Below are 20,971 nucleotides of genomic sequence, written 5' to 3'. Positions count from 1 at the left end.
TAAGACTTTTGGAACAGTCGTTATTCCTATTAACTATCTTTTTGTAACTACAAAGGAAATTCCGATTGTTTTTGCACACATTTTCCTTTTCCCTGTATATAACCGGAAACTCCTCGTTAAAAACAGAACTTTAGACATGGTTCTATATACCCATAACTCTATTTGGGATAATTTACATGCAGAAATGCAAAAAGGACGATCCGTCGGACCGTCCTTTTTGGCGTTATTCAATCGATATAGAATTGGTGATCCTCAGCTCAAGCTGCCAAGCGACTCTCTGCCGAACGGCTTCAGCTCTTCGGTGCGCTCATCTCGAATTTTCTCTGCCCATGCGGGATCAACAAGCAGCGCGCGTCCAACAGCCACGAGGTCGAACTCCTCGCGCTCCAAGCGCTCGGAAAGACTCTCGATTCCTGTAATTTCGCCGCCTCTGCCTTCCTCAAACAAGCTTGTGAACTCGGAATCCAGGCCGACAGAGCCGACCGTAATGACCGGCTTGCCCGTAATTTTGCGCGTCCATCCAGCCAGGTTGAGCTCCGAGCCTGCAAATTCCGGCTCCCAGAACCGGCGTGTGGAGGCGTGGAAAATATCTACGCCCGCAGCGCTGAGCGGCGCAAGAAACTGCTCCAGCTCCTCCGGCGTTTGAGCCAGCTTAGCGGCATAGTCAACCGGCTTCCATTGCGAGAAACGAAACACGATCGGAAAATCCAGGCCTACCGCTTCCCGTACCGCCTTGATTACCTCTACCGCAAAACGTGTGCGGCCGACCAGGTCGCCGCCGTATTCGTCCTCGCGCTTATTCGTACGCTCCCAGAAAAACTGGTCGATCAAGTACCCGTGCGCACCGTGAATTTCCACTCCGTCGAAGCCGAGGCGTTTGGCATCCGCCGCCGCTTGAGCATAACCGCCGATGAGGCCGCGAATTTCCTCCGCTGTTAACGGCTCCGACACCTTCTCGCCTGTCAGGGACAGCCCGGACGGGCCGACGGGAACGGCATCCGATTCCGGGAACGTTTGCGGCGAACGAGCCATGCCGACATGCCAAATCTGCGGAATGATTTTGCCCCCCGCCTCATGCACCTCGCGCACGACCCGCGCCCAGCCTTCCAGCGCTTCTTCGCCGTAAAAATGCGGCACGTCCCGGTCCGCAGCCGCAGCAGGATGGTTGATGACCGTTCCTTCCGTAATAATAAGACCGACTCCATGCTCGGCACGGCGGCGGTAATAAGCAGCTACATTTTCTCCTGGCACACCGCCGGGAGAGAAGCTCCTTGTCATCGGAGCCATCACGACGCGATTATCCAGCCTAAGCTTGCCGCCCTCGAACGGGCGGAACAGCGGTTTGGCATGATTGACAGTTGGCATTATAAATCCCTCCATCTATATAATATCTACTTTTATGAATATATAGATTAATGAATGTAAAAGCAAGCACAACTTTCATCCTAATTTGCTGTCCACCGACAAATCCGGCGTACAAACTCAGGGATTTGCAGACTCAACTGGTTTAAGCTCAGCTGCCATAGCCACGATAAACGCCGCAATGACCGGTTCATTACGCCGATAATAGGTCCATTGGCCAAACCGCCGCGATTCCAGCAAACCCGCTTTTTGCATGGAGGCCAGGTAAGAAGAGATAACGGACTGGGTCAGGCCCGATTTGTCCTTAATTTGGCCCACGCATACGCCATATGGGAAGTCTGCGCGAACTTGGTCCGGCATTTTACCGAAGCATTCCTCCGGATTGTTCAGCCAGTTCAATATGTTGAGCCTCGTCTCGTTAGAGAGAGTTTTTAGTATTGCCATAACCTCATCGTTCGACAGCTGATTAGTACTCATGGCCTTCACCTCGTTCTTCAGTACGGATAATGTTATTATACCAAAGCACTATCCATGAGAAAAATGATAACAACATTATAATTCCTTAAGGATTGACCAGTCGGGCAGGCTCGCGTGCTACTATCTTACAGACGGATTTTTGACATATTCGACCAGAGCCGCATTTCGGCCGCACCGAATCGGTGGTAGGCATCATTCCGGGAGGTCAAACTTTAGATGAGAAGCATTAATGAGCTTGAGCACACGGCGCGGCTGCACACCGTGATTGAAGTGGTCAAGGAAGTTCTTGGCGACAGCGTGCTAACCGATGAGTTCATCGAGAGCTTAAAACAATTGAGCTTTGAAGAATTGGGGCATTTTGTGCTGCGTCTGGTGACAACACGCACGCTTGAGGGAGCATGGAATCCGCCCGTGGCGGAGGAACCCGTTCAACAGCTGGGATATGCCTAGGCCGTTTTCGGCCTCTATGATAACGAAAAAGGTCGCCGCCCTGCTTAAGCAGGGCGGCGGGAAAATGCTGCTGTATGCTGTCCATGGAAGGACAGGAAGCGGCCGCAATCCGGCAGCATCCAATTGGCGGCGTGACTTGAATTTAATAGGATCTTAACTCAGTCAGCAGCCCAGCGCTCTAACAGCGTTGTGAGCTGCTTTTTTGTGATGTTCTCATGGGAAAGCGCGGCATCCGCTTCGGCTGTGGATTATAGCGCGAACCGTTCGCGCGATTTCCTGCTCCTTAAGGGCGTTTGACGCCCTTATCAGCGGCTGTTCGCGCGGGTTCACGCTCCGTAAGGGCGTTTCGCGACCTTACCAGCGGCGTTTCGCGCGGGTTCACGCTCCGTAAGGTCGTTTCACGACCTTACCAGCAGCGTTTCGCGCGGGTTCACGCTCCGTAAGGTCGTTTCACGACCTTACCTGCGGCGTTCCCGCGCTTACCAGCCTGCGACGATCCCGTCGGTGCGGCTGTCGGTCCCGCCGCAAAGCACGCCGGTAGCGGGATTACGCCAAATGATCTGCCCCCGCCCGAACGAATGGGAGCTGCTTTGGCGGGTAATCCGGTGCCCCATCCGCTCAAGCGCCTGCGCGGTCTCAGCCGGGAAACCCGGCTCCACCGACACCTCCAGATCGCGATGCCATAACCAGCGCGGCGCATCAAGCGCCGCTTGGGGATGAAGGCCAAAGTCGACCATGTTCATAATGGCCTGAACATGGCCCTGAGGCTGCATGTATCCGCCCATTACGCCAAAAGGCCCGACCGGCTGCCCGCCGCCCCGCGTGAGAAATCCCGGAATGATGGTATGATACGTTTTTTTGCCCGGCTCCAGGAAGTTGGCGCGCTGCGGGTCAAGGGAGAAGTCTGCTCCCCGGTTTTGCAGCGCAATGCCGGTGCCTGGCACAACTATGCCGGAACCAAAGCCCATATAATTGCTTTGAATTAACGATACCATGTTTCCTTCGCCGTCGGCAGTCGCCAAGTACACCGTGCCGCCGCCCGCCGGCTGTCCGGGCTCGGGCATGCGGGCCTCTGCGCCGATCAGCGCGCGGCGCCGCTCCGTGTAAGCTGCAGACAGCAGCTCGGCAGGCGTTACCGTCATATGCCGAGGATCGGTAATATAGCGCAGGCCGTCCGCAAAGGCCAGCTTTGTCGCTTCGATCTGCCGATGCGCTGTCTCCGGCTTCAGCATGTCCTCCGGCTTGAATGGCAGCCCGTCCAAAATGGCCAGCGCCTGCAGCGCAACCAGCCCTTGTCCGCTTGGCGGAATCTCCCATACCTCGTAATCCCGGTAACGCGTATGAATCGGCTCCACCCACTGCGGCGAGAACGCTTCCAGATCCGCCGCACTCAAATATCCGTCCCGTTCCCGCATACAGGCGGCGATTCGCTGCGCCAGCTCTCCCTGATAAAAGCTTTTGCTTCCGCTGCGGCCTATCGAGCGGAGCGTCCGGGCATGATCCGGCGAAGCCCACAGCTCTCCGGCACGCGGAGCGCGTCCGGCAGGCGCAAATACGTTCAGCCACTCCTCCAGATCGGCGTGCGGCAGCGCCGAGCGGTAATTGTCCAGCGCCCGCTCCCAGTGAATTGCCGCCGTAGGCGAAACAGGATATCCCTGCTCCGCGTAAACCGCTGCCGGCTCAAGCGCATCCTCCAGCTCCATTCGCCCGAAGCGCGAGCTCAGCTCCGCCCATACGGCTGGAGCTCCCGGCACCGTGACGGGAATAGCTCCGTACCGGGGCATGCTGTCAACCCCCCGCTCTCGCAGCGCATCGGCGGAAATACCCGCAGGAGCAGGACCGTTGCCGCTCAAGCCATGCAGCCTGCCCGCAGTCCATACGAGCGCAAAAGCGTCGCCGCCAATTCCGTTGGAGCAAGGCTCCACAACAGTTAGCGCGGCCGCTGCCGCAATGGCAGCGTCAATTGCGTTGCCGCCCCGGCGCAGCACGTCCAGCCCGGCCTGCGCAGCCAGCGGCTGCGAAGTGGCCACCATGCCGTTGCTTGCATAAACAGGTGTACGATAGGAGGAAAAGGGAGAATAGCGCGAATCAAATGGTGTAGACAAGCCTGCCGCCTCCTTTTTGGAAAACTTTTCTTTTCCAAGTATACCATGCCGTTTGTAGGGATAAAAAAGAACACCGCCCTAAGACGGTGTCCTTTAATCAGGTCTTTGGAAGCAATTTGGAAGCCGTTTGGAAGCAAAGCGATAAGCTCCGCAGCGGTTAAGGATTCAGAACGACTACCCCCGTATCCGCGCCGACGATGCCGCTGGAAGGCTGCTGGACGTTAACCTTAAGCGTCGAAAACGGCCCCAGCTGATTGATTTCATTGCCCGTAAACGTTACGCCGGTTGCATTTTTCACCCAGATAACCGAGGTGGCGTCAATGCCTTTATCCGCGCCGTTATTGTTCGGAGTCGTCTGATGAGGGTTCAGGAACGTGTTCCCGCTCACTGTCGCATTGTTTACGTTGGTCAGGTTCAGGTTTAATCCGTTGATAGAATCAAATGTATTGTTCTCGATAACAACGGTATTAAATGCTTTTGCGCTTGTTACATTGCCGCTCGCAAAGCTGACCGCGCCAGCCTGGTCGGACCAAGGCATGTAATGATGATATCCGGTGCCGATAAATTGGTTTCCCCGAATGGTCAGATCCTGGCCCGCGCCGGCATGGGAATCGCTCACTCCTTCCGGCGAGACGACAATCGCCTTGTCTCCTCCCCGGAACACGTTGTTTTCAATAAGACCGCCGCCAGCCTTGAGCAGCATGCCGCGCCCCGGGCTGTACACGTCGTTGTTGCGGAACGTGAAGCCGTTGCTCATCCGGTCCGGGCTGAAAATAAAGTCCTCCGCCTGGAACGGCGAAGTCCGGTCCAGCTTGATTTTGTAATAGTTGTCGCCCTCAAAACGCCAGAGCGTATATTGAGCAGCCGTATCAATCTTTTGCAAAATGACAGGGTCAATGCCAGCCGATGCCTTCGGCACCTTCTCCTGCGACACAACAACCGCTTCCGGCGAATTGTTGAACCGCTTCAAACGGTCGCCAGGGCGCGGAATTTGCGATTCGTCGCGCAGCGCTATAATAATCTCGTCTCCTGTCACCTTCACAACGCCGTAATCGCCGGATTGAATGCTGAAGGAATCGTCGCCGGCGTTTTTAATGACCGAATTTTCGACGATCGGGCCCGTACGGGACGTTTTGAACTGAATGCCGTCCCAAACGGAGGTGAGCAGCGGCGTCTCGGTCGCCCCTGGCGGAACCGGACCCGGAATAAGCTTGAAGCCGTCCAGTACCGTCCCTCCGTCACTGTTTGCCTCAATAAAGGCAAACCCCGGAGCGGTATGCACCGTCACATCGTGGAATTCCACGCCGCTGCTGCGTTCTACCGCTATCGCATGCGGAATGCCGCCCGCGCCCGGTCCGCCCGCAACCGTGACCGGATCGTTTACGGCAACGTTGTTGCCGACGCCCGCCAAGGAAATGCGCAGCGAATTGTCCGCGTTCCAGGACGCCGTTGTGCCCCACAGATGGTTGATGCCCCGCTTCTGGAAGCCGGTCGCCGGATCGTATACTGTCAGCCGCGTATACAGCTCATGCGGGTAACCGGCGCTAATCGTTATGTCAATATAAGATTTATCCGAGGCCACCGCCTTCACCTTGCCCTGCGTAAACGGCAGCGGATCGTAGTTGATTGTCATGCCCCTGATCGTAACATTTGTGCTGTTCCATACGGAAAGCGCCCGCGTCAGCGTTGTTCCGATTACCGTTACGTCGTCTGCAATAATTTCTAGATTGTTAGCATTTTCAATATTTAAAATAGTATTTTGTCCTGACTTTGGTCCGATCCGGTACGTACCTGGCGGAATCGTCAGCTGGGTTTGATTTTGCGCGATTGCAGCTGTGATCAGGTCCTGAATATCCACTTCCGCCGATGTTGAAGCGCTTTCATTAGCGGACGCATTAAATCCGCCGGCGCCTCCCATAAACATTCCGATCGCCAGCATGACGACGCCCATTTTGCCAAGCTTGCCTTTACGGCTCATTTTCATTAATTCAAACATCCTTCCCTAAGTAAAGTTTGGTTAATCCCGAAATGTAAGCGCATACACCTCCTTTATACCCTTTTACCCTGAATTATTTTACTTGTAACACAATCTCGATAGAATCATAAAAAAACTTCAGCAGCCTTTGGAGGGCCGCTGAAGTGTTCTTATTTCGAATTTACAATACGTACGCCCGTGCTCGCCCCGGTAATGCCGGAGGACGGCTGCTGCACGTTAACTGCTGTTTTGGAATATGGCCCCATGCGGTCAATTTCGTTGCCTGAGAACGTTATATTAGTTGAATTTTTCACCCAGATAACGGATTTGGCGTCGATATTTTTTTCCGCACCGTTATTGTTTGGAGCCGTCAGATGTGTGTTCAGGAACTTGTTGCCGGTGACAACGGCATTGTTCACGCTGCTTAGATTAAGATTGAGCCCGTTGACCGAATCAAACACATTGTTTTCAATCTGGATGTTGTCAAACGCCTTCACACTTTTGATGTTGCCGCTGGAAAAGCTGATGGCGCCGGCCTGATCGGACCAAGGCATATAATGATGATACCCGGTGCCGATGACCCGGTTGTTGCGGATGATCAGATTGCTGCCTGCTCCGGCATGCGTGTCGGTAACGCCTTCCGGCGAAACGACAATCGCCTTGTCCCCGCCCCTGAACTCGTTGTTCTCAATCAGGCCGTCGCCTGCCTTGAGCAGCATGCCCCGCCCCGGACTGTAGATTTTATTGTTGCGGAAAATAAAGCCGTTGCCCATCCGGTCCGGGCTGAAAATAAAGCTCTCCTGCTTGAACGGAGACGGGCGGTCCAGCTTGATTTTGTAGTAAGTTTCCTCGGTGAAGCGCCAAGGCGTCCATTGTCCGGCCGCACTGATTTTCTGCAAAAGCGCGGCGTCGATTCCCGCCGATGCCTTGGACACCTTTTGCTGGGATACGATGATCGCCTCCGGCGAGGAATTGAATTGCTTCAGCCGCTCTCCGGCCCGCGGCGCCTGGCTGCCGTCACGCAGCACAATAATGATTTCATCCCCCTGCACCTTCACAACGCCGTAATCTCCGGATTGGATGCTGAACGAATCGTCGCCTGCGCTTTGTATAACGGAGTTTTCGACGATTGGGCCTTTACGGGCGGTTTTGAACTGAATGCCATCCCAAATCGCGGTGAGCAGCGGCTTTTCAGTCGCGCCTTTTGGAGCCGGTCCGGGGATGAGCTTAAAGCCGTTCAGCACCGTCCCGCCTTCGCCGCCTGCTTCAAGAAAGCCAAAACCGGGCGCCGTATGCAGCGTAATGTTTTTAAACACAATTCCTTTGCTGCCGTCGGCCGTTATTGCATGCGGAATGCCGCCATCCTCCGGACCGCCCGCCATCGTGACAGGATCGCCTACGGAAGCGTTCGTTCCGACGCCTTTAAGCGTAATCCGCATCGTACCGTCCGCGTTCCAGGATGCCGTTGTTCCCCACAGATGATTGATGCCGCGCTTTTGGAAACGGGTTGCGGGATCGTAAATCGTCAGCCGCGAGAACAGCTTGCGAGGATAACCTTCATCCAGCTTGATATCCAGATAGGAGCGGTCAGCGGCTATCGCCTTAATGCGACCCTGAGTAAAGGGCAGCGGATCGTAGTTGATCGTCATCCCGCTGATCGTCACATTAGAGCTGTTGGACACGGACAGCGCCCGGGTCAGCTTGGTGGCGATAACCGTCACTCCGTCGGCGACAATCTCCAGGTTGCTGGCATTGGCGATATTCAAAATCGTACTGCCCGATTTGGGTCCAACCCGGTACGTATTGGGCGGAATAACCAGTTTGCTCTTTTTGCCGGTTATGGCCGAGGCAATCATGCCCTGAATATCCATGGAGGCGAGCAGCCTTTTGACCATATCCAGCGCTTCAAGTCTTGTCACGGGCGCCTGCGGCTCAAACTGAGCCGGATAAGGCAAACCGGGCTCCACGATGCCTAACCTGCTGTCAGCTTCCACATAAGGAAGCGCCCAGCCGCTGATCTCATTTCTGTCGGCGATCCCGCTTATATCTCCCCGGACCGCATCCTGCTCCATCGCCTGATTGTAGCCCTGGATGAATATCGCCGCCGCTTCCTCTTTTGTCACCGGCTCCGAGAGGCTGTCGCCCAATAGAGACCCGCTGTCACCGTCCGGTAAGCTGAAGCTTTGACGCGCAGGGAAACCCGGCGGGACAGGCGGCGTTCCGCCAGTCATGCCATCGTTCAGATCGAGGGGCAGCTTCAGCGCCTGCTCCAGCAAAAACACCAGTTCCTCCCGGGTAATCGGTCCGGCTCCGTCCACCGTGACCTTGGCCTGGTCGGTCAGTCCGCCATCCGCAGTCGTAACGGTAATCATCGCCGTTCCCGGCCCGTTCACGGTAATGCGGCCATTGCTGACCGTGGCGACCTGCGAATTGGTGGTGCCCCAGTGCAGCCTTTTGTTGGCGGCGTCAAATGGAGCGACATAGGCTTGCACCGTTACGGTCTCGCCGATGCCTGGGCTCAGCGAGCGCTTGTCCAAGTAGACGCTGCTGACGGCAACCGAATCTACAATCTTAGTATAGGTTACAGCGGGGTTCCATCCGATATCGTCCTGCCCGTTAGAGCGATCCGCTCCAGCGTTCGCGATAAAATAAAGCCGGTCTCCTCTGCCGATTGTCGTAGTCAGTTCGGGAAAACGGACGGTCCCGCTCGCGCTGATGGACTGCCATTCTTCCGTTTGCGGCCATAGCTGCGTCTCGTTTTTCATCAGCTTCACTCTGGCGCTGCCATACGATTTTGGATTAAACGTTATAAGTCCTGCTGAAATCGTCAACGTACCGGATTCCGGGGCGCTGAACGTGCGCGACGTATCGGCGCTTGATCCAGGGGTTATGCCGCTGCCCGATATGTTGCCCCAGTCCCAGCTTTGGTTTTTTCTCCACCAGCTGCCGCCCGAGTACGCCAGGAGATCCTGAAACTCCGCCGCATCAAGCAGCCTGTACTGGTATCTCCAATTGTTCTGGCCTTGTTTGCCCGAAAATCCGGCCGAGGCCTGAAAAGACGGCATGGTCGCCTCCTCGGCAATTGCTTGAGAAACCGGTACCGGAGGGATGATTCCAGCGGTTAGAATTAAGCCGGCCGCCAGCACAACAGCCCAAAATTTACGTATGCGAAAATCTCTTCCTATCCTTTTTTCTGTATGTTTCACGATTTCAACTTCCTTTCTTCTCCATTGTTTTCTCGTAAAATAATTTTTATATTCCACTCACTTCCTTTTCATATCGATAAAGTGATTCGTTTAATCTATCGACAGCATGCGACAATTTCGAAATAGTGAATATGAACTATGAATATAGGCTTATTGGCGATATAAACATATCGTTATAAATTGAAAACCAGTCCATTCGCAGGAATGGACTGGTTGAGGTTAGATCCCATTTTGCCGCCCGATTATGCCGTTTTCACGGCAGCCTGGCGAGTAGCTTGCGAACCTCCGCGGCGCAGGCCGGCCAGAACAAGCAGAAGCAGGAACGCTCCCCCAATGCTCCAGAGAACGGCGATATTGGCGCCCGCGGCGTCTAGACCGCCGAAGTACATGACCTCGCGAAGCCCGACAGCGGCAAATCGAAGCGGCGTCCAGGAGTAGATCCAGTCCCTCGAGGCTTCGGCCAAAAATTCGGGAGCCATGTTCAGCACCGGCATAGAGAAGAACATCAGTAACACCAAAATCGCCATCGCCGGCATGCCAATCCAGTTGAGCAAAGTGGATTGAATCGCATAAAACGCCATACCGGCCAGCCATAGAAACAGCCATACCTCTGTTGCCCCGTTCAGCTCCATGCCGTACCATGCGGAAGCCATCCAGACGAGAAAGGCGGATGCAATGCCAACGATAACCGCGCCGACCACTGGCTGGCTCAGCATAACGGCCAACCGCCCCGAGCCGCTTTTCACCGCAGCCCTCCCTGCAAAAAACAATGCTGCCGCCGTCACCAGACTGCCCATCCACATGATTTGCGTCAGCAGTCCGGGCGCATTGCCGCCAGCGTTATTGGCGCTAACCGCATGCAGCGTTTCTTCCTGCACCGTAATCGGCGAGAGCAGCGCTTTTGCCGTCACGGCCGGCAGCTGCCCGCTCTTGGCGCTCAGCTGCTGCAGCGTTGTCTGAGCAATGCTCTGCGAAGCCATAAGCAGCACTTGGTTTAGCCCTTGTTTCACGGCGGACGCTGCCTGCGCGTTTGCTCCCTCGCTCGCCAAAATGCGAACATTTGGCGGCATCGGGGAAGGTCCTGCCAGAGACGCCACGTCCGAGCTCATATCCGCCGGCAAAATAAGCGCTCCGTAGTACTTGCGGTCATCAATGCCCGCTCGCGCCTCTTGCTCCGACTCGACAACCGTCCACTTGAAAGGAAGCTTCGAGTTCCCGGTCAGCTGCTCCTGCAGCTGCTTGCCTGCCTCAAGCTTTGCTCCGCCGGGCAAGTCGGATCCTTGATCAAGCATCACAAGCGCCACCGGCACATCCTTCGGTTTGACGCTAACGACAGAGCCCATCATCGCCAGTCCGAACACAGCTAATACAGCAAGCACAGCCACAACACTAATAAACGTCAATTTTTGTTTAAACATGCTCCCCACTCCCCTGTCCAAAATAATCAACACTACGTTGATTAAAGTTCATACTGTTGATTATAATAACGTGATGGAGGAGTTCAATCGTCAATTGGGAGCTCTGTTGTTCTGTACTCAACATCGTTCCATTACATTGTTCAATAACGCGGAAAATGACTGGGAATAGACGCGAAATGGAGGCGGAATATGGCTGAAAAAATGGACCGCCGCAAGGCGAGAACGAAACAGCAGCTGCAACGGGCGCTGCTGGCGCTGCTGACGGAAAAAGGCGCGGATACGATTACGGTGACGGAGGTCGCCGAGCGCGCTGACGTTAACCGCGGCACATTTTATTTGCACTATAAAGATGTGGCAGATATGCTGCAGCAGATGAAGGATGAGGTGCTCCAGCATCTGAGCGCCTGCGTGGAGCAGCTTGATCTTACCGAAGCGATGCTTTTTGCGGACAAAGAGGAGCCTTATCCTCCCATGATGAGGGTATTCGAGAAAATTGCCGAACATTCTGAATTTCTCCGTTTGATGCTTGGACCGGGCGGCGACCTTTCGTTCGCGATCCGCCTGCGGGAACTGATGACGAAACGCATGTATCACAACCTGGAGATAAGTGCTCCTGAGAAACACTTAATTCCCTTGGACTTTTGGGCCGCTTATCAGACCTCGGCCAACTTCGGCGTAATTTTGCACTGGATTGAAGGCGGGATGGCGCTGCCGCCGGAACAAATGGCCAAAATTATGATCAGAGCGATTAATTACGGCCCGCTCGTAACAATCGGCATTCGGCAAGCGCCGAAAGGTTAACCCTTGACCGCCGCAGCCGGACTGAGGTAAGGTATGGAATAATCTAATAATTTCCACAATATCATGAACAGCTTAGACCAAGGCCAACCCGTTCCCGGCCCGCCGTACAGAAAGAAAGCCCATCGGCTGAGAGGCTTTCCGAAGCGGAGGAGCGGCTTCCCACCTTGCGAGCTGCGGCATGCCAAGCGTCTGTTCGTCGCCGCGTATGCCGCCGGCTTTAACGCCGTTATTTTTTTGAGGGTTTGTTTCGCCATGTGCGAATGAACCGTAATCAGGGTGGTACCACGACGCATTCGTCCCTGACGAGTGCGTCTTTTTGTCGTTAACATGCTTAATCATTAAAGGGGTGTGATATTCATGCGTCAAAGCAAACTGCTCCTCCCTACTCTGAGGGAGGCTCCCGGCGAGGCTGAAGCGGTCAGCCATGCACTGCTGCAGCGTGCCGGCTACATCCGGCAGCTCGCTTCCGGCATTTATACGTATTTGCCGCTTGGACGAAAGGTGCTGCGCAAAGCGGAAGAAGTCATTCGCCAGGAGATGGAACGGGCTGGAGCCCAAGAGCTGTTCATGCCCGCTCTGCAGCCCGCCGAGCTGATGCAGCAATCCGGCCGTTACTCGGTTTATGGGCCGGAGCTGTTCCGGCTGCGGGATCGCCATGACCGGGAGTTCGTGCTTGGGCCGACGCATGAGGAGGTCATCACAGCATTAGCGGGCGGCGAAATCAACAGCTACCGCAAGCTGCCCCTGACGCTGTATCAGATTCAAACGAAGTTCCGCGACGAGCGCCGTCCGCGCTTCGGCCTGCTTCGCGGGCGGGAATTTCTGATGAAGGACGCCTACTCGTTTGATATCGACGAGCCGGGCTTAAACGCCTCTTACGAAGCGATGCTGACGGCCTATCACCGCATTTTCTTAAGGCTCGGTCTGCGATATCGTGCGGTCGAAGCCGATCCGGGAGCAATTGGCGGCGAGGGCGGCACCCATGAATTTATGGCGCTAGCCGACAGCGGCGAAGACATCATCGCCTGCTGTACCAGCTGCGACTATGCCGCCAACCTGGAAAAAGCGGAAGGAAAATCGCTGGAGCCGTCAGCCACAGCGGGCAGCGATTCAAAGCTGCATACGCTGGACGCTCTTACGGATAGCGGCGCTGCCATTTTATCGCAGGAAGGCGGCGAGCCGCTGGTCAGCCCGAACAGCTCGCCAGAATCGGCACCGCGCAAGCTGCACACGCCCGGGATTCGCACAATTGCTGAGCTCACGGATTTTCTCGGCATTTCCGCCGCCTCCATACTGAAAACGGTTCTGTTCACGGCAGGCGGCAGAGCAGTTGCCGTTGTTGTGCGCGGCGATCATGAGATCAACGAAATCAAAGTGCTGGAGCGGCTCATTCGAGAAGGACTCGCTGGAGATGAGGATATGTTGGAGCTTGCGAGCCCTGAGCTCGTGCTGCAGGTTACCGGAGCGCCTCCCGGATTTGCAGGGCCAATCGGCATCACGGGGCCGCTGCTCGTTGACCGCGATGCGGCAGCGGTGCAAGCAGCTGTTACAGGCGCGGGTGAAGAGCAATACCATCTGGAGAACGTCGTCCCGGGCCGTGATTTTTCCGTTGCCGTGACCGGGGACTTCCGCAACGCAGCCGAGGGGGACTGCTGCCCCCGCTGCTCCGATGGCCGCTTGGTGATGAGCAAAGGCATAGAACTAGGGCATGTGTTCAAGCTTGGCACGAAATACAGCGTTAAGCTCGGCGCTTCCTGCCTGGATGCGGACGGTAAAGAAAAGCCGATGCTCATGGGCTGTTACGGCATTGGCGTTTCCCGCCTGCTGGCAGCAGCTGCCGAGCAGCATCATGACGAGTCCGGCCTCGTCTGGCCCGCTGCGCTGGCTCCGTTCCAGGTGCATCTCATCCCGGTTTCGCATAAAGACGACAGCCAGCGCCAGCTTGTAGAGCAGCTCTATTCCAGCCTATCTGCGCTCGGGGCTGAAGTGCTGCTGGACGACCGGGATGAGCGTCCCGGGGTGAAGTTTAAGGATGCCGAGCTAATCGGCATTCCGCTTCGCATCGTGGTCGGGCGCGATGCCGCCGAAGGACGAATTGAACTTACGGAGCGCAGCGGCGGCGTAAAGGAAACGCTGTCTGCCGAAGAAGCGGCCCTCCGTGTGCGGCAGCTGCTGGAGCGGCTGCGTTTGCAGGCCGAGTAAGCCTTTTTTGACTATAAAAGAACTCTCCCGTCACTTGCACTGATTGCGCTAGTACACTGGTTACAAGTTAAAAGCGGGTGTTGTCCGCTGGAAGGAGCATCCGTATGGAGCTGATCCTATCGTCCAAGCTCGACCCGGAATATGCCGAGCGAAAAGTGTTGGAGTACAACCTCCGCCATTTTCCCAAGGAGCTGCACGGCCGTTACCAAAAAGTCAATCTCCTGCTCGCCGATTCCTCCGAACGCATTTATGGCGGGCTTTCCGGGGAAATTTGCTGGAACTGGCTTGCTGTTGAATATCTGTTTGTGGAGGAGGAAGCGCGCGGCTCCGGCTGGGGCAAACGTCTGATGGAGGAAGCGGAGCGGATTGCCGTGCAGCATGGCTGCGATTTTATCAAGGTGGACACGCTCAGCTTCCAGGCGCTCGATTTTTATATCAAGCTTGGTTACGAGGTATATGGCATGCTTCCCAATGCAGCCACCTTCGAGCATTACTTTCTGAAAAAGGACCTGTAATATCTTCGCGGGTCCCCCCGAGTTGTTTGAATCTAAAAAAAGAGCCTGCCGATTAGCGCCGATTGGCGGGCTCTTTGCTTATTATTTCCGAGAAATTCCACACGCTCGCTTATGATTTCGTTCGCAACGTTAATCGTGCTGATTACTTTCCTTCAACAAAAAGAAATTGACCGCCCAACCTCGGAAAGGAAGCGGTCTAAGCGGGTCGTAGATGTTACCAGCATCTGCGGCCCTTTTTCTAGTTTAATCTTACATCAACTGACTTAGACATTTAATATTACATTACATATTTAACAGAAATATCGCTTCGGGCTTCGGCTCCTTATCGTCCTGTTGCCAACGGTTTCAGACGCGCCTCAATCGCCTCCCGCTGAGCCTCCAGAAATGGCGGGAGCAGCAGCTTTTCGCCAAGACGCTCCAGCTCCGTTTCATCTCCAAAGCCGGGACCGTCCGTCGCCAGTTCAATTAATACACCGCCCGGCTCCCGAAAATAGAGCGACCGGAAAAAATGCCGGTCGACAAAACCCGAGCTGGAGAAACCTGCACGGTGAATCCGCTCCACCCATTCCCGCAGCTCGTCTTCGTCTTCTACGCGTAAAGCAACATGGTGAACGCCTCCGCGCCCAAGCCGTTCCCGCTCCATTTCCGGACGCTCCTCAACATGAAGCTCGCCGCCGCTGCCGCCCTCTCCAATTTCCAGCATAATAATGTCCGGCTGTCCCGGCACCGCAGAAGGATACGCTCCTTTGCGGCGGAAGCCAAGCAGATCGGTCAGTACCGCCAGCGTCGGTGCAGCATTCCGCACTGTCAGCTGAACCGGGCCGAGCCCGGTAATGCCGAACTCAGTCATCACCGGACCGCCACTCCACGGATTGCTGCCGGGAATGCCTCTATTGTGCTCGTCCGAGACGAGTATCACGCGCTGGCCCTCCGGATCGCGGAACGCCAGCGTCAATCTGCCGCCCCGCTCCTGCAAGGCGTCGCGGTCGACGCCAAGCTCATTGAAACGCCGCTCCCACCAGCGGAGCGCCTCATCGCTTGCCACCCTTAGAGAAAAGGCGGATAAACTTGCCGATCCGGGACGGTTGCGTCCCATCATCGGCAGCTCAAAAAACGTCAGCTCCGTGCCGGGAGAGCCTTTTTCATCTCCGTAGAACAGATGGTACATGCTCGTGTCGTCCTGATTAACCGTCTTGCCGACAAGTCTCATGCCCATCACATTTGTATAAAACTCAAAATTGCGCGCGGCCGATGCCGTCATTGCCGATACATGGTGAATCCCCTTCAGTCCCTTTGCCATCCCCGGTTCCTCCTCCGCCTCGGCCCCTTTGTTTACCGTCCGCAAGCACCGCCGAATTTCCGTTCAGCCGTTCTCTTGGAATTCACGCCTGAACCAATGAGCGGCCGCTTCCGCCTCCGTCCGGGTCAGCTGATGGCCGTGGTCCTCCCAATGCACCTCAACCTCTGCGCCCGCTCCGCTTAACTGAGAGCGCAGCTCCTCCGTCTCTTCCTTCGTGCAGATCCGGTCATTGATACCCGCCCCGATGAACACCGGCATGCCGTTCAGCTCCGGCAGCTGCACTCCGCGCCGAGGCACCATCGGATGGTGCAGCACCGCTCCGCGGAACGACTCCTGTTCGTGAAAAATAAGGCTTGCCGCAATGTTTGCGCCGTTGGAATAACCAACCGCCACCATGTTCTCCCGGTCCAATCCGTACTCCGCCGCCGCTGCATCCAGAAAAGCTTTCAGCTCGCCGGTACGGAACACCAGGTCCTGCTCGTCGAAAACACCTTCCGCCAATCGCCGGAAGAAGCGGGGCATGCCGTTCTCCAGTACATTGCCGCGTACTGACAGCACAGCCGATTCGGGAGAGATCAGCTCTCCCAGTCCGAGCAGGTCATGCTCATTGCCCCCGGTTCCGTGCAGCAGCACAAGCACAGGCGCTTTCGGGTCCGCTCCCGGTTTATACACATGAATCATATCCATACTCATTGTTAATCCTCCTTCAATTGGCGTACTTCCACGGGCAGCAGCCCATCTTCGATCTGTGCACGGTATGGCTCGAACCAGGACGGCAGCATCAGCTTGCCGCCCAGCTCGTCGGCCGGCTCATCAACCGCAAAGCCCGGCGGATCAGTGGCGATCTCAAACAGAATGCCACCGTTTTCCCGAAAATACACGGCATTAAAATACTGGCGGTCTACAACCGGAGTTGGCTGAAAGCCTGCCGCTGCTGCCGCTTGCCGCCATGCCTCATGCTCGCCAAAATCTTTGGCTCTCCATGCAATATGATGCACCGTGCCAGCACCGCCGCGCCCGCTCGGCTGATTGGCCAGCGGCACGTCGATGACATTGCCAAGCTCGCCTGTGCCGCGGAAACGGGCGTAACCATCCGCCTCTACATCCGGTGTGAGCCCGAGCGTGTCCACAAGCGTCCGGCGCGTACTGGCGGAATCCAGGCTAAACAAGACAGCGCCGCCGAAGCCTTTCACTGCTTGTTCCGCCGGAATTCCCGCAAAGCCCCATTCGTTCAACGGCCCTTCCTCGCGCTCCACAATTTCCAGCCCCATGCCTTCGCGGTCAGCGAATTGCAGGAACGTCTCGCCGAGCCGTTCGCTCCGCCGCGTCTCCACGCCGAAACGGGCGAGACGCTCTTCCCAGAAGCCGAGCGCGCCGGGCGGTACGCTCAATGTGGTGATGCCGACCTGGCCGCCTCCGATGCGGCCTTTTGAGGAATGAGGATGGGGGAAGAAGGTCATAATCGTGCCGGGGCTTCCTTTTTCATCGCCGAAATACAGATGGTACACTTCCGGCGCATCAAAGTTGATCGTTTTTTTGACCATGCGAAGTCCAAGCGCTCCAGCGTAAAAATCGACGATCCCCTGCGGATCGGTTGCAAATGCCGTAATATGGTGGATTCCGGCTGTTACTGGTTTCATGGTAATCCTCCTCATTTATCTTAAATTTAAAGTATTTGATCTGCTTCGTTGTTTTATTCCAAAAGTACGGAGATTTCATTAAACAGCTAATCCGCCTCCGCTCCCTTGCCAAGCTTTTTTAAAAGCTCTGCTGCCAGGCTCTTTTCTTCCAAGTCCAGCCCCCGCGTAAGCCGGTGAATATGCTCAGCGTGCTGGGGGAAAATAGCGTCAAACATACTTTGCCCTTCCTCGGTCAGCTCCGCAAAGGTCACTCTTCTGTCGTCCGGAGAGGGAATCCGACGCAGCAGCCCCTTCGTTTCCAGCTTATCGATGTTGTACGTTACGCTGCCGCTGGTGACCAAAATCTTCTCGCCAATCTGCTGGAGCGGAATCCGCCCTTTATGATAGAGCACCTCTAGCACCGTAAACTCCGACGGCGAGATGCCATGACGTTTCACATCGCGAATCGCCCGATCCATGATGGAGCGGTACGCCTTCGAGAGGACGACGAACAGCTTGAGCGAAAGCTCCTGCTCGGCCGGTGTCGGCTGGGATTCATCATGCTTATTTTCATATCCTTCGGCATGTTTCTCATTCATCGCCGCTTCCCTCGCCTTCATCTTCGATATCAAATATCTTAATTTAAAGATATATGAATTTGAGATACCTGTCAAGCGGCTCTCTGCCCCTTGGTTTATAGTAAAGAAGGGGCTTTTCGCCCCTGCTTGCCTCAATTATTCATGGTCCCTTCAAAGAACCCTTTTCGCAAAAAGGAAACGGCCCTTCCAATAATCATTGAACTCGTCGATGACAACGCCGGGATCTCCGTAGGTGTGAATCATTTTGCCGCCGCCGATATAGATGCTCACATGACCGACGATTTTATTGCTCTCGTACCGGCCCGGAGTGTAAAAATACATCAAATCCCCGGCTTTAAGATTTTTCGGAGCGACTTTGCTCCCTTTCTGAGACTGCTCCCGGGACGAGCGCGGAAGCGAAACGCCGACCTTATTGTACACATATTGCGTAAAAGAGGAGCAGTCGAACCGCTTGGTATCCTTGTAGCTCGCGGCTCCAAAATCATACGGCGTACCAACCAGCTTGCGAGCTGCGGCCACCACCTTGGCAGCAGAGCTGCTGGACTGCATATTATAGTCGCCATCCGTATCTTCCGCTTCGGAATCGTCGTTCAGCAGTTCTTCCGTCTCTGCCATTTGCATGGAAATGCCGCGCCGAGGGCTGGAGATTGCCATGTCCTTTATTGGTGAGATGTTCAATTCGCGCGTGGTTGAACTCCAGTTAACCGGCGTTTCCAGAAGCGCCGTTAAGGAATCCGCCGTCATGCACGGCTTTCCGCCAATTGCGCGCGGGGCGTCCGGCAGCTGAATCAGGCGGCTGCCCGATTTGGCGTTGCGATCATCCATGCGAAGCTGATACAGAACATCCGTGTCCCCTATGGCATAACCGTCACGCATGTCTCTGAGCTTCAAATTTAAGGCGCGCGCCGCATGCTCCAACGGGACCCATACGTCTCCATTAAAATCGGTCGACATCGGCACGCCAACAATCCGGGTTCCGTCTACGAGGATCGTGCCCGCTTCAAGCTGCTGCGTCAGCTGCTGCATTCGGATTTTTGCATCGCCGTAAGGCCGCTCGGCCTGCATACTGCAGCCGCTTATAAGCGCCGCGGCGGTCACCGCCAGCATTCCCCGTTTAATCGTGCTATGTTGTCGAGTTCTTTTATCCATGTCCAACTACTCCCCAAAATAAAGTTGCCGCCTGTTCTTCGCATGACGGCCGATTCTTCCTCTAGGGTGGTTTGGATAGGAAAAAATATACATGTATTTGAAGCGCGAACGTCAAACGTTAAACAGCCCCCGCAAGTTTGCGGAGGCTTCTGCACCGGGTTCCCGGAGGTTTAAGTTTAACAGTTATTCATCAAATTCATCAGAACGGAAGCTCGGAAATCATTTAAACAAGCCTCTTCGAATCAGATTCGCCGTGACAGGCTTTTGGTCCAGCTCGCGCGACCACACCGACAGCTGGCCGATATGATGAATTTCATGGGCGATTACATGGCGCATAACCTCTCCATAGAGGAACGTTTCCGCTTCGCCATTGGAGTCGGTTGTTTGCAAAATCTTACTCTCCAGCTCGTCGCTCCAGGAACTGACAAACGCTTGCACACTTTCGTGCAGACGTTCCGACAATGCCTCTACCTTTTGCAAAGTGGCATAGCCCTCATACGAGTCATTAAAAAAGTCAGTGCGCCCATCGAGCTCGCACAGCCAGTTGTACTCCACATCCACGATATGAAAAAGGGTGGGAAGAATGGCTCCGACTCCGCCAGTGCGTTTCTTCAGCAGCTCTTCCTCCGGAACGCTGCGGCACCAGTCGAACCAATCCTGACGCACTTGCCAGTTGTACTGAAATAATTTTTGCATTTCATTCACGCTCCTTCTGTTCGTTTTGTACCCGATTCCCCAACTGCTGCTTTTTGCCAAATAAAGCGATCGAGAAGAAATCGCGGCGGACGGGGTATGCTAAACTAATGGGAGCAAATCTAATCTGTGTTAAATGAGAGGAAGCGATCTTAATGGCTAATTTGACCCCTTATATCATGAGCGATGACGCGCGTTCCCAAGCGAACTTTTATGTAGAGGCGCTGGGCGGCGAGATTGTTACCGTCATGACCCACGACCAGATGCCCGGAGCCGGAGCCGACGCAACAAATAAAGTATTACATATGGCTCTGGTCGTAGCCGGAGTTACCCTGTTTATGTGCGACAATTTCCGTCCTGTTCAGCACGGGGACAGCCTGCATCTCTCTCTGGAATTCAAGGAAGAAGACGACGCTCGCCGCGCCTTCGACAACCTCACAGCAGGCGGCGAAATCCGCCAGCCTTTGGAGAAAGCCTTCTGGGGAACGCTGTTCGGACAAGTAACGGATAAGTTCGGCGTGAACTGGATGGTTACAACGGAGCAGCAGGAAGGTTAGTCAAATAGGGGCCAACTCAAGTTACCACTGTATGATTTGGATTGGTCCCTTAAATGTGTTTGAGGCGTTTGATGACCTTATCGAGAGGCCGCTGTAAGGTCGTTTGATGACCTTATCGCGGCCTCTTTCCCGCTTTTCTCGCTCCGTAAGGGCGTTTGATGACCTTATCGCGGCCTCTTTCCTGCTTTTCTTGCTCCGTAAGGTCGTTGACGCCCTTATCGCGGCCTCTTTCCCGCTTTTCCCGCTCCGTAAGGTCGTTTGACGCCCTTATCGCGGCCTCTTTCCCGCTTTTCCCGCTCCGTAAGGTCGCTTAATGACCTTATGGCGGCCTCTTTCCCGCTTTTCCCGCTCCGTAAGGGCGTTTGACGCCCTTATCGCGGCCCCTTTCCCGCTTTTCCCGCTCCGTAAGGTCGTTTTGCAGTTAGAATAAAAAGTGGACACCCCTTAACGTGGATCAGATAAAATAAGCTACGAAAGGTGAGGTGTTCACAGTGGGGAAAATACGGCAACATTACAACGATGAATTCAAATTAAAAACGGTCA

18 protein-coding genes are annotated in these 20,971 nt (G+C 55.2%); 5 read left to right on the top strand and 13 right to left on the bottom strand.

Annotated features, from left to right (window positions below; genetic code table 11):
* Window positions 1-252 precede the first annotated feature (252 nt).
* Both M3223_RS21465 and M3223_RS21460 read right to left on the bottom strand, forming a co-directional pair.
* Window positions 253-1,365 carry an NADH:flavin oxidoreductase gene (locus tag M3223_RS21465; protein WP_251565447.1) on the bottom strand — a complete coding sequence of 371 codons (1,113 nt, stop codon included), beginning with the start codon at window positions 1,363-1,365 and terminating at the stop codon, window positions 253-255.
* Window positions 1,366-1,482: 117 nt separating this feature from the next.
* Window positions 1,483-1,839: an ArsR/SmtB family transcription factor gene (locus M3223_RS21460; protein ID WP_251565444.1), complete on the bottom strand. Its 357-nt coding sequence runs from the start codon at window positions 1,837-1,839 to the stop codon at window positions 1,483-1,485.
* A gap of 216 nt (window positions 1,840-2,055) precedes the next feature.
* Here M3223_RS21460 and M3223_RS21455 point away from each other — a divergent pair, with 216 nt between their 5' ends.
* Window positions 2,056-2,289 (top strand): hypothetical protein, encoded by a 234-nt coding sequence (locus M3223_RS21455; RefSeq protein WP_251565442.1) that lies wholly within the window; start codon window positions 2,056-2,058, stop codon window positions 2,287-2,289.
* Window positions 2,290-2,768: 479 nt separating this feature from the next.
* On the opposite strand, the gene M3223_RS21450 is transcribed toward M3223_RS21455, so the two are convergent.
* The 4 genes from M3223_RS21450 to M3223_RS21435 form a co-directional block, all read right to left on the bottom strand.
* Window positions 2,769-4,394, bottom strand: a complete 1,626-nt coding sequence (locus tag M3223_RS21450; RefSeq protein ID WP_251565440.1) for a gamma-glutamyltransferase family protein — start codon at window positions 4,392-4,394, stop codon at window positions 2,769-2,771.
* A gap of 157 nt (window positions 4,395-4,551) precedes the next feature.
* Window positions 4,552-6,378: a hypothetical protein gene (locus M3223_RS21445; protein ID WP_251565438.1), complete on the bottom strand. Its 1,827-nt coding sequence runs from the start codon at window positions 6,376-6,378 to the stop codon at window positions 4,552-4,554.
* Between the two features lie 161 nt (window positions 6,379-6,539).
* On the bottom strand, window positions 6,540-9,434 hold the full coding sequence (locus M3223_RS21440; RefSeq protein ID WP_251565436.1) for an Ig-like domain-containing protein: 2,895 nt from the start codon (window positions 9,432-9,434) through the stop codon (window positions 6,540-6,542).
* Window positions 9,435-9,817: 383 nt separating this feature from the next.
* On the bottom strand, window positions 9,818-10,993 hold the full coding sequence (locus M3223_RS21435) for a YhgE/Pip domain-containing protein (RefSeq protein ID WP_251565434.1): 1,176 nt from the start codon (window positions 10,991-10,993) through the stop codon (window positions 9,818-9,820).
* A 189-nt stretch (window positions 10,994-11,182) separates the two neighbouring features.
* Between M3223_RS21435 and M3223_RS21430 the strand changes: the two genes are divergently transcribed.
* Complete coding sequence (locus tag M3223_RS21430) at window positions 11,183-11,794, top strand: TetR/AcrR family transcriptional regulator (protein ID WP_251565432.1); 612 nt, start codon at window positions 11,183-11,185, stop codon at window positions 11,792-11,794.
* Window positions 11,795-11,866: 72 nt separating this feature from the next.
* Here the strand turns inward: M3223_RS21430 and M3223_RS21425 are convergent, their stop codons facing one another.
* Complete coding sequence (locus tag M3223_RS21425) at window positions 11,867-12,160, bottom strand: hypothetical protein (protein ID WP_251565430.1); 294 nt, start codon at window positions 12,158-12,160, stop codon at window positions 11,867-11,869.
* On the opposite strand from M3223_RS21425, the gene M3223_RS21420 reads away from it, so the two are divergent.
* Both M3223_RS21420 and M3223_RS21415 read left to right on the top strand, forming a co-directional pair.
* Window positions 12,152-13,996, top strand: a complete 1,845-nt coding sequence (locus M3223_RS21420; RefSeq protein WP_251565428.1) for a proline--tRNA ligase — start codon at window positions 12,152-12,154, stop codon at window positions 13,994-13,996. The genes M3223_RS21425 and M3223_RS21420 overlap by 9 nt on opposite strands.
* 104 nt (window positions 13,997-14,100) lie before the next feature.
* On the top strand, window positions 14,101-14,511 hold the full coding sequence (locus tag M3223_RS21415) for a GNAT family N-acetyltransferase (protein WP_251565426.1): 411 nt from the start codon (window positions 14,101-14,103) through the stop codon (window positions 14,509-14,511).
* Between the two features lie 322 nt (window positions 14,512-14,833).
* On the opposite strand, the gene M3223_RS21410 is transcribed toward M3223_RS21415, so the two are convergent.
* From M3223_RS21410 to M3223_RS21385, 6 genes are all read right to left on the bottom strand, one after another.
* Complete coding sequence (locus M3223_RS21410) at window positions 14,834-15,811, bottom strand: ring-cleaving dioxygenase (RefSeq protein ID WP_251565424.1); 978 nt, start codon at window positions 15,809-15,811, stop codon at window positions 14,834-14,836.
* A gap of 63 nt (window positions 15,812-15,874) precedes the next feature.
* Window positions 15,875-16,492, bottom strand: coding sequence for an alpha/beta hydrolase (locus tag M3223_RS21405; RefSeq protein WP_251565600.1), 618 nt, complete (start codon window positions 16,490-16,492; stop codon window positions 15,875-15,877).
* Between the two features lie 14 nt (window positions 16,493-16,506).
* Window positions 16,507-17,451, bottom strand: coding sequence for a VOC family protein (locus tag M3223_RS21400; protein ID WP_251565422.1), 945 nt, complete (start codon window positions 17,449-17,451; stop codon window positions 16,507-16,509).
* An 86-nt stretch (window positions 17,452-17,537) separates the two neighbouring features.
* Window positions 17,538-18,029: a MarR family winged helix-turn-helix transcriptional regulator gene (locus tag M3223_RS21395; RefSeq protein ID WP_285891399.1), complete on the bottom strand. Its 492-nt coding sequence runs from the start codon at window positions 18,027-18,029 to the stop codon at window positions 17,538-17,540.
* Between the two features lie 150 nt (window positions 18,030-18,179).
* Window positions 18,180-19,178, bottom strand: a complete 999-nt coding sequence (locus M3223_RS21390; RefSeq protein WP_251565420.1) for a C40 family peptidase — start codon at window positions 19,176-19,178, stop codon at window positions 18,180-18,182.
* 219 nt (window positions 19,179-19,397) lie between these two features.
* Window positions 19,398-19,874 carry a DinB family protein gene (locus M3223_RS21385; RefSeq protein WP_251565418.1) on the bottom strand — a complete coding sequence of 159 codons (477 nt, stop codon included), beginning with the start codon at window positions 19,872-19,874 and terminating at the stop codon, window positions 19,398-19,400.
* 152 nt (window positions 19,875-20,026) lie between these two features.
* Here M3223_RS21385 and M3223_RS21380 point away from each other — a divergent pair, with 152 nt between their 5' ends.
* Window positions 20,027-20,428, top strand: coding sequence for a VOC family protein (locus tag M3223_RS21380; RefSeq protein WP_251565417.1), 402 nt, complete (start codon window positions 20,027-20,029; stop codon window positions 20,426-20,428).
* Window positions 20,429-20,971 lie beyond the last annotated feature (543 nt).

The organism is Paenibacillus pasadenensis (assembly GCF_023715725.1).
GTDB lineage: Bacteria > Bacillota > Bacilli > Paenibacillales > Paenibacillaceae > Paenibacillus_O > Paenibacillus_O pasadenensis_A.
The sequence above is the reverse complement of the archived record's forward strand: the minus strand, read 5'-3'. Positions and strand labels throughout refer to the sequence as shown.

Excerpts from the sequence above, each read along its gene's own strand:
- M3223_RS21465 (WP_251565447.1), bottom strand. The coding sequence starts at position 1,365 with ATGCCAACTGTCAATCATGCCAAACCGCTGTTCCGCCCGTTCGAGGGC.
- M3223_RS21460 (WP_251565444.1), bottom strand. The coding sequence starts at position 1,839 with ATGAGTACTAATCAGCTGTCGAACGATGAGGTTATGGCAATACTAAAA.
- M3223_RS21455 (WP_251565442.1), top strand. The coding sequence starts at position 2,056 with ATGAGAAGCATTAATGAGCTTGAGCACACGGCGCGGCTGCACACCGTG.
- M3223_RS21445 (WP_251565438.1), bottom strand. The coding sequence starts at position 6,378 with ATGAAAATGAGCCGTAAAGGCAAGCTTGGCAAAATGGGCGTCGTCATG.
- M3223_RS21440 (WP_251565436.1), bottom strand. The coding sequence starts at position 9,434 with ATGCCGTCTTTTCAGGCCTCGGCCGGATTTTCGGGCAAACAAGGCCAG.
- M3223_RS21435 (WP_251565434.1), bottom strand. The coding sequence starts at position 10,993 with ATGTTTAAACAAAAATTGACGTTTATTAGTGTTGTGGCTGTGCTTGCT.
- M3223_RS21430 (WP_251565432.1), top strand. The coding sequence starts at position 11,183 with ATGGCTGAAAAAATGGACCGCCGCAAGGCGAGAACGAAACAGCAGCTG.
- M3223_RS21420 (WP_251565428.1), top strand. The coding sequence starts at position 12,152 with ATGCGTCAAAGCAAACTGCTCCTCCCTACTCTGAGGGAGGCTCCCGGC.
- M3223_RS21415 (WP_251565426.1), top strand. The coding sequence starts at position 14,101 with ATGGAGCTGATCCTATCGTCCAAGCTCGACCCGGAATATGCCGAGCGA.
- M3223_RS21410 (WP_251565424.1), bottom strand. The coding sequence starts at position 15,811 with ATGGCAAAGGGACTGAAGGGGATTCACCATGTATCGGCAATGACGGCA.
- M3223_RS21405 (WP_251565600.1), bottom strand. The coding sequence starts at position 16,492 with ATGATTCATGTGTATAAACCGGGAGCGGACCCGAAAGCGCCTGTGCTT.
- M3223_RS21400 (WP_251565422.1), bottom strand. The coding sequence starts at position 17,451 with ATGAAACCAGTAACAGCCGGAATCCACCATATTACGGCATTTGCAACC.
- M3223_RS21395 (WP_285891399.1), bottom strand. The coding sequence starts at position 18,029 with ATGAATGAGAAACATGCCGAAGGATATGAAAATAAGCATGATGAATCC.
- M3223_RS21390 (WP_251565420.1), bottom strand. The coding sequence starts at position 19,178 with ATGGATAAAAGAACTCGACAACATAGCACGATTAAACGGGGAATGCTG.
- M3223_RS21385 (WP_251565418.1), bottom strand. The coding sequence starts at position 19,874 with ATGCAAAAATTATTTCAGTACAACTGGCAAGTGCGTCAGGATTGGTTC.
- M3223_RS21380 (WP_251565417.1), top strand. The coding sequence starts at position 20,027 with ATGGCTAATTTGACCCCTTATATCATGAGCGATGACGCGCGTTCCCAA.